General features: G+C 53.0%; 1 protein-coding gene. It reads right to left on the reverse strand.

The genetic code is table 11. From position 1 onward, the window contains the following. Window positions 1-79: 79 nt before the first annotated feature. Window positions 80-281: hypothetical protein (locus D3227_RS42530; protein ID WP_208646672.1), on the reverse strand; the 202-nt coding region annotated here is incomplete at its 5' end.

Here is a 281-nt window from a genome sequence, read left to right on the forward strand (position 1 = left end):
TCACTCATTTCAACAACGACGATTACGCTGCTATTTTGATCAAACGGGACGAGCGAACGGCTCAGATCGTCAACCTGGGTCATGGGACACCTCTATCGCTTCTATCAAACGACGATGGTGCCATGCCGTCGCCGCTCACTCCATAGCTTCTCCAGATTCCCGTTTTGGCTGATTTGTGATTCAAGATGCTGGCTGGATCGGAGGCCAGCATCGGATGACGCGACCTCTTTCGAATGATCTTCGTGAGCGTGTTGTTGTGGCGATCGAGGCCGGCGAAAGCT

It is taken from the genome of Mesorhizobium waimense (genome assembly GCF_003601975.1).
Lineage (GTDB): Bacteria > Pseudomonadota > Alphaproteobacteria > Rhizobiales > Rhizobiaceae > Mesorhizobium > Mesorhizobium waimense.